Source organism: Thalassospira sp. MCCC 1A02491, from assembly GCF_001613785.1.
GTDB lineage: Bacteria > Pseudomonadota > Alphaproteobacteria > Rhodospirillales > Thalassospiraceae > Thalassospira > Thalassospira povalilytica.
On the sequence record NZ_LPVX01000027.1, the window covers coordinates 21816 to 30488 of the forward strand.

At 56.2% G+C, this 8673-nt stretch carries 4 protein-coding genes; all 4 read left to right on the forward strand.

Annotated features, from left to right (window positions below; genetic code table 11):
* Positions 1-128 precede the first annotated feature (128 nt).
* Entirely contained in the window at positions 129-1850 is a 1722-nt protein-coding gene (locus AUQ42_RS09060; RefSeq protein WP_068518767.1) for a peptidase domain-containing ABC transporter, read from the forward strand.
* Positions 1847-3988 carry a peptidase domain-containing ABC transporter gene (locus AUQ42_RS09065; RefSeq protein ID WP_068518768.1) on the forward strand — a complete coding sequence of 714 codons (2142 nt, stop codon included), beginning with the start codon at positions 1847-1849 and terminating at the stop codon, positions 3986-3988. Before AUQ42_RS09060 ends, AUQ42_RS09065 begins: the two co-directional genes overlap by 4 nt.
* Positions 3985-5340 (forward strand): HlyD family type I secretion periplasmic adaptor subunit, encoded by a 1356-nt coding sequence (locus AUQ42_RS09070; RefSeq protein WP_068518769.1) that lies wholly within the window; start codon positions 3985-3987, stop codon positions 5338-5340. The genes AUQ42_RS09065 and AUQ42_RS09070 overlap by 4 nt, the downstream gene beginning before the upstream one ends.
* A gap of 146 nt (positions 5341-5486) precedes the next feature.
* Positions 5487-8673, forward strand: a 3187-nt coding sequence (locus AUQ42_RS09075; RefSeq protein ID WP_231856723.1) for an S-layer family protein, incomplete at its 3' end; no start/stop codon positions are given.

Here is an 8673-nt window from a genome sequence, read left to right on the forward strand (position 1 = left end):
TATCCGGTTGTGTCTGGTGCACGAATTTCTTGCACTGGGATTAGTGATCGGCTATGTATCCTATCTGATGGTATAATATCACCACTTTAGGATGGTATTTTCTGCATAACCTGGAGCATCCCCGCTTTATGACACGTCGTCCGGGCTTGAATATCGGGACATTGTCGCATCTGCGCACCGGCCGTTTTTCGCTGTTGATTGCCGCATTGGTGATCAATCTGCTGTCGCTTGCGCTGCCGATTACCCTGCTTCAGGTTTATGACCGTGTTCTGCCGCATAATTCCATACCGACGCTTACCTTGCTGATCCTTGGCGTTCTTGGCGCTCTTTTGATCGAGGCTGTGCTGCGTCTTGGCCGGGCCTATATTTCTTCGCTGTCGGCGGCGAAATTCGAACATGAAAGTTCGCAAAAGGCCGTCGGTCATTTGCTTTCGGCAAGTCTGATCGACTATGACAAGACCGCACCGGGGCTGCATCTTCAGCGTTTGAACAGTCTTAATCTGCTGCGCGATTTCTATTCCGGTCAGGCGATCGGCGCGATCGTTGACCTTCCGTTTGTCGTGCTGTTTCTGGCCTTGATTGCGGTTATTGGCGGGGTGCTTGTTGCCGTGCCGGTCGGCATATTGCTTGCCTTCTTTCTGACCGCGATGATTTTGGGCCATCAGTTGCGTGCCGCCCTGGACAAGCGCAGCCAGTCTGACGAACGCCGGTACAACTTTATCATCGAGACCCTAACGGGCATTCACACCATCAAGTCGATGGCGATGGAAAACCTGATGGTGCGCCGTCATGAACAGCTTCAGGAACAATGTTCGGGGGATGACCTGATTGCGGCGCGTTCGGCCCATGCGGCGGTCAATGCCAGTGCAACCTTTTCGATGCTGACCATGGTGATGGTTGCCGCGATCGGCAGTGTGCTGGTGATCAATGGTGACCTGACCGTTGGTGGACTTGCGGCCTGCACCATGTTGTCGGGGCGCTCGATCCAGCCATTGCAGCGCGCCATGAGCCTGTGGACACAGTTCCAGAATATCCGTGTTGCCCGTCAGCGCGTGAATGAACTGTTTGAAATCAAACCCGAAGACAGCGCGGTAACCGCGGAAATGCCGCTGCTTGAAGGCAAGATCGAATTGCGCAATCTGGGCTTTTCGCATGCCGACGGAAAGAAGATCTTTGACCGGCTTGATCTGGTGGTTGAACCGGGGGATTCAGTGGCGATCACTGGCGATAACGGGACCGGCAAAACCACATTGCTGTGGCTTTTGATGGGGGCATTGCGCCCTGACAGCGGTGACATATTGCTCGATGGTAAAAATCCGTCCGACTATACGGCGGAATCAACGCGCCGCCAGATCGCCTACCTGCCGCAACATGGCGTGATGTTCAAGGGCACCATTCTTGAAAACATTACCGGTTTCCGCAAGGAAATCGGTGTGGACAGGGTGGTTGAAATTGCCCGTCGTCTTGGCCTTGATGACATTGTCATGCGCATGCCCGAAGGCTATGACACCGAAGTCGGCGGACAGGCATCCGAAACACTGCCGCGTGGCGTGAAACAGCGTATCGCGGTTGCGCGGGCACTGATTGATTATCCGCGCATCGTGCTGTTTGACGAAGCCAACAGTTCGCTTGATATGGCTGGTGACAACATCATGGCCAGCCTGATGCTGGAACTGAAAAAGCACTGCACCCTTGTCATGGTGTCGCACCGGCCGTCGCTGATTGCACTGGCAAACAAGCAATACCGGATTGTCGACCATCATCTTGTGCCGGTTCTCAAACGCAGCAATGCCCGCGTTACCCGTGCAGAATCGAACTTCAGTGCACCAGTAGAGACGGGGGCACAATGAAACAGCTCGAAAACATGAACTATGCGCTGGGCTATCGCATGGGAATGGCAAGCATTGATGCCCAGTCGGATTTCGATGCCTGTCTTTGGCCGCTGCTTCAGGCACTTGGCTGGCGCGGGTTGCCCCGCCAGGTCGCAGAAGCCCTGCCGCATCTGGACCAGACGCTTGATATCACGGATTTCCGCAACGTTCTTGCGCATCTGAACTATCAGTCGCGCGAAATTGACGCGACCTTCGATCAGATTGACGAACGCATGATGCCCTGCCTGTTCGTGCCCGATAACGGCACCGCACTGGTGGTCATTCGCCCCGAAGATAACGGTATCCGGGTTTTTGATGGCGGAACGGATCGTGAAATGGTCATCCGGTCGTCTTCGCTGCCGGGCAAGCTCTATCAATTCACGATGGCCGATCGCCGGGCCCGCTATTTCGAAGATGACAAGCGCGGCTGGTTTGGCGGCATTGCCGCACGGTTTTCCTCGCTCGGTTATCAGCTGCTGCTGCTTACGCTTGTTCTCAACATCATGGCACTGGCAACGCCGGTCTTTGTTATGGGCATTTATGATCGGGTGATTGGAACCCGGTCCATTCCGATGCTGATCCAGTTTTCAATCGGGATCGTGATCGTCATGGTTCTGGGCTGGATCCTGCGGTCCTTGCGCAGTCAGATCGTCAGTCATTTTGGTGCCCGTCTTGATACGCTGGTCAGTGGCGCGATCTTTGAACGGTTGCTGTCGTTGCCGCCGACCTTTACCGAACGGGCACCGGTCGGGGTACAGATTTCACGTATTCGCGACTTTGAAAGTGTGCGTGAATTCTTTACCGGGCCGATGGCCATGGTGATGCTTGAAATGCCGTTTGTGCCGATCTTCCTGATTGCGATGTTCTATCTGGGGGGCTGGCTGGCAGTCATTCCGATTGTCCTGATGGCGGTCTTCCTGTTGATCGGCGTCATTGCCTTTCCGGTTGTTTCGCGCCGGGTGGTCGAACTTGGCCGTCATGGGGCCAGCCGCCAGGAATTCCTGGTCGAAACGGTCGGCAAGATGTCGGTTTTGAAATATACCGCATCCGAGAAACGCTGGCTGGCACGGTTCCGCGACATATCCGCCGATACGGCCTATGCCGGGTTCCGGGTTTCGATGGTCAATAATATCATCAACACATCAGCCCAGATCCTGATGATTTCTGCGGGTGCGCTGGTTCTGGCATTTGGTGCAGACCAGGTGATGAATGCGCAAATGAGTGTCGGTGCGCTTGTGGCCTCGATGATGCTGGCCTGGCGTGTTCTGGGGCCGATCAACCAGGCCTTCCTTGGTTTACCGCGTCTGGCACAGCTGCGCGGAAGTGTCCGCCAGATCAACCGGCTGATGAACCTTCAGCCCGAAGGCGATCTTGTGCCGCGCTCGGTCGAGCAGCGCCGCTTTGAAGGTGCGATTACGTTTTCGCGCGTCAGTTTCCGCTACAGCTCGGATTCCGATCCGGCACTGGTCGGGGTCAATTTTGACATCAAACCCGGACAGGTCGTTGCCGTGGTTGGGGCCAATGGTGCGGGCAAATCATCCCTGATCAAGCTGGTGGCAGGCATGTATCAGCCCCAGGCCGGTGCGGTCCTGATCGACGGGGCGGATATCCGCCAGATGGATCCGCAAACCCTGCGTCAGGCCATTTCCTATGTGCCGCAGGATATCGAATTTTTCCGGGGATCGATCGCCCAGAACCTGCGTCTGGCCAATCCGGTCGCATCGCCTGATGACCTGCGCATGGCGTGCATGTCTGCGGGCATTTTGCAGGAAGTCGAAGCCTTGCCCGACGGGTTTGATACCCGTGTCGGTGATCAGCATTCCTCGCGGTTTTCGGCAAGTTTCCTGCAACGGCTGGCTTTGGCGCGCGCCTTTGTGCGTGAAGCCCCGATCATTTTGTTTGATGAACCGACCAACGGTCTGGATCAGCGCGCCGATCGCGCCTTCCAGCACACAATCAACCGGTTGCGTGGCGGGTCGACCATTTTCCTGATTACCCATCGGCCAAGTCACCTTGATCTGGCCGACCGCATACTTGTTCTTGAAGCCGGACAGCTGCGTGGCGACGGCCCGCCCGAACGGATCAAGCAACAGGTGATAGACGGAGGCTACCTATGAGTGATGCAGCTGTGCAGAATACTGCGATTGAACGGTTCCGCCGGTCCCGTCGCATGGCGCGTTATCTTTCGCATGCCGTTCTGCTTGAAGAAGGCGGTATTTCGGTCTTTATCCGCTCGGCCATGGTGCTGCTATCGGTGGGCTTTCTTGCGCTTGTTGCCTGGGCAGCCACCACCGAGATCAAGGAAACGGCCATTACATTCGGCCAGGTGATGCCAACAGGTGCGGTCAACAAGATCCAGCATCTTGAAGGCGGCATCATCGAACAGATCATGGTGCGTGACGGCGATCTTGTTGAAAAAGGTCAGGTTCTTGTCCGGCTCAAGGCCGACGGCGCGCAGGCCGAACTGTCCCAGACGGAAACCAAGCTTGGCAACCTTCAGCTCGAAGCGGAACGCTATCGTGCCCTTGCCGAAGGCCGCGACCCGGACTTTGCCAGCCTGCTTGCGCAATATCCGGAACTCGCACGCAATCAGCAGGAAATCTATAACATCCAGACCGAACTTGATCGCAACCAGAACGAAATCCTTCAGGTCCAGATCAAGGAACGCAACGCCGAACTTGCCCAGCTCAGTGAACAGGAAGCAACGCTTCGCAAATCGGTTGATTTGCTAAGCCAGGAAGTCACCATGCGCCGTTCGCTTTATGAACAGGGGCTGAATTCCAAGGTGCTGTTCCTCAATATCCAGCGTGAACTGAACGAAGCCCAGGGCAATCTTTCAGGGGTCGTTGCCGAACAGGCCCGGGCCCGCGAAACCATTGCCGAGGCCAAGCTGCGTCTGAATGAACTTGAAAAAAGCCAGCGCGAAGAAGCAATTACCGAGCTTGGCCGGCTGGGCGGTGAAATTGCCCAGACCCGCGAGGCATTGCGCAAATTGCGTGATCGCGTTGCCCGCCTTGAAATCGTTGCGCCTACGCGAGGTTATATCAAGGGCCTGCAATTCACCACGATCGGCGGGGTGATTGCCCCGGCGCAGATCGTGATGGAACTGGTGCCGGTTGACGATGACCTGATTGCGGAAACCCGCATCTCGACCGAAGATATCGGTCATGTCCATCTTGGGCAGCCGGTGACGGTCAAGGTCAGTGCCTTTGACTTTATACGTTATGGTGGTATTTCCGGCGAATTGGTATCGATCTCTGCATCTACTTTTATTGATGAGGAAGGACAACCATATTATAAAGGAAAGGTCGCGCTTGATACCGACATGGTTGGTGAAGGCGCTTCGGCTCAACGGATCATACCGGGCATGACTGTGCAGGCAGACATCCAGACCGGGGAACGTACCCTTCTTCAGTATTTGCTGAAACCTGTGTATGTCTCGCTTGATCAGGCGTTCAAAGAACGATGAGCTTTCATTTGGTCCCGCTGGAAATGCCGAAACCATTTCTACTGCCTGGCCGCACAAAACTCTGGCATGTGTCAGGGTGTCTATACTAAGGTATAGAAGTGTGAGTCGGGTTATACCCGTCTTGCGTTTCACGGAGAATGGGTTAGATGGCGGACGATCCTCGCGATACGGAAAATTCACGCAGTGAAGATATCAGCAGCGTCAATGAGGAAGCGACGCCAGAAGAGCTGATGCGCGTGGAGGAACAGGATGGGGAAAGTAATGAACTGGTCGAACTTCATGACGACCTGAACAATACTGCTCGTCCGCCCGAAGAGGAACTTGGCTCTGTCCATTATGGCAACCAGGTTTTCAACCCCCAGGCCGAAGCCCAGCAAGCCTTCCGTCGCCAGAATGCCGCGACCCAGCGCCAGGAACGCGTCCAGGCAGAAGAAGCCACCGAAAAACAGTCAATCGCCCAGGCGATAAATGCCGAGATTGAAAACAATCTTGATACGGTCGATGGAACCTTTGACGGCAATCTTGACAGCTTCGGTCATGACGACATTTCGCTGAAATCCGATCCCAGCACGATCGAGCTGCCTGAAATCCCGCTTTCGACCAGCGACACCAACCAGTTGCGTGGTGATCGTGAACAGCCGCGCGGCACCGGCCGCGGCGAACGCGGACCCGATTTCGTCCCGTCCGGGGAAGAAGCACCTGCGACCGATGCGGATGCAACCGCCCTTGCAGATGATGCAGCCCAGTCCGAGATCACCGATGATGCGATCACAGATGACGTGATCGAGGTCGAAAAAGTCGCCGACGCGCCGACACTCTCGGCCGGCAATGTTACCGGGTCGGAAGACAGTGCCATTTCGCTCAATGTGTCTGCTGCGCTTAATGACCTTGATGGCGGAAGTGAAACACTCTCGGTGGTGATCTCCGGCGTGCCCGAAGGTGCTATTTTGTCGGCCGGTACCAATAATGGCGATGGCACCTGGTCTGTTCCGGCAGGGCAGCTTGGCGGATTGAAAATCACGCCGCCGGAAAATTACAGCGGCAGTTTCAACCTCACCGTAACCGCAACCAGCCGCGAAGCAAATGGCAGCACGAGCTCGACCTCTTCAAGCTTCACGGTTGATGTTGCCGGCGTTGCCGACGGCGCGACGCTTGATGTTTCGGATGCTTCCGGACGCGAAGACAGCGCGATTGCACTTGATATCGATACCGAACTTCTCGATGGCAGCGAAAGCATTTCCGTCAAGATTACCGGTGTCCCGGACGGCGCCACACTTTCGGCCGGGACCAACAATGGCGATGGCAGCTGGACGCTCAGCCCGGATCAGCTCGAAGGCCTGACCATCACCCCGGCACCGGATTTCAGTGGCGAAATCGACCTCTCGGTCCTTGTCTCGACCACCGATGGCGACGACACCGCCGTTGTGATGGAAGAAATCAAAGTCGATGTCGAAGGTATCGCAGATGCGCCGATGCTTGAGACTTCAAATGCTTCGGGCGCCGAGGATAGCGCGATTGCGCTGAACATCGATGCAGGTCTTACAGATTCCAGCGAGACGCTGACGGTTACCATCTCCGGCGTTCCGGACGGCGCGACCCTGTCGACTGGTACCGATAATGGTGACGGTACCTGGACGTTGAACCCGGATCAGCTTGAAGGTTTGACGATTACACCGGCTGAGGACTTCAGCGGGTCGTTTGACCTTGGCGTGACCGCGACCTCTACAGATGGTGAAGACGTTGCAACCACCACCGGCTCGATCACGGTTGATGTTGCGGGCGTTGCCGATGCGCCGACTTTGGATGTTGCAGATGCATCAGGGAATGAAGACAGTGCAATCGCACTAGACATCGACGCAGGCCTGACCGATAGCTCTGAAGTTCTGACGGTAACGATCAGTGGTGTTCCGGACGGCGCGACATTGTCTGCGGGTACCGACAATGGTGACGGCACCTGGACGCTGAATCCGGATCAGTTGGAAGGTCTGACAATCACACCGGCTGAAGATTTCAGCGGATCGTTCGATTTGGATGTGACGGCGACGTCGGTCGACGGTGAAGACGTTGCAACCACCACCGGCTCGATCACGGTTGATGTTGCAGGCGTTGCAGATGCGCCGACGCTTGACGTAGCTGATGCCAGTGGCTCTGAAGATTCTGCAATAGCACTCGACATCGACGCCGGTTTGACGGACAGCTCGGAAGTTCTGAACATTACCATTTCCGGTGTTCCGGATGGCGCGACCTTGTCAGCAGGTACCGACAATGGTGACGGCACCTGGACACTGAATCCGGACCAGTTGGAAGGCCTGACGATTACGCCGGCTGAAGACTTCAGCGGTTCGTTTGATCTCGGTGTGACGGCAACCTCAACTGATGGCGAAGACGTTGCCACCACGACCGGGTCGATCACTGTCGATGTTGCTGGCGTTGCGGATGCGCCGACATTGGATGTCGCCGATGCGTCGGGCAACGAAGATTCCGCAATTGCATTGGATATCGATGCGGGACTTACAGATTCCAGTGAAGTTCTGACGGTAACGATCAGCGGCGTTCCAGATGGCGCGACCCTATCGGCGGGGACAGATAATGGTGACGGCACCTGGACGCTGAACGCGGATCAGCTTGAAGGTCTGACAATCACGCCGGCCGAAGACTTCAGCGGGTCGTTCGATCTTGGTGTGACGGCACAATCTGCAGATGGTGAAGACGTCGCGACGACCACCGGTTCGATCACGGTTGATGTTGCGGGTGTTGCGGACGCACCAACGCTGGATGTGACTGATGCCAGCGGTTCTGAAGATTCCGCAATTGCATTGGATATCGATGCGGGTCTTACAGATTCCAGTGAAGTTCTGAGTGTCACGATCAGTGGTGTGCCAGATGGCGCGACCCTGTCTGCTGGCACCGATAACGGTGATGGCACCTGGACGCTGAGTCCGGACCAGCTCGAAGGGCTGACGATCACGCCGGCTGAGGATTTCAGCGGATCGTTTGATCTCGGTGTGACCGCGACCTCTGCAGATGGTGAAGACGTTACGACGACCACTGGCAGCATCACTGTCGATGTCGCGGGCGTTGCCGATGCGCCGACGCTTGATGTGTCCGATGCGTCCGGCAACGAAGATAGTGCGATCGCGCTCGACATTGATGCTGGTCTCACGGATTCCAGCGAAACGCTGACGGTAACGATCAATGGTGTTCCGGATGGCGCGACCCTGTCGGCAGGTACCGATAATGGCGACGGCACCTGGACGCTGAACCCGGATCAACTCGAAGGTCTGACGATTACACCGCCGGAAGATTTCAGTGGATCGTTTGATTTAGGTGTGA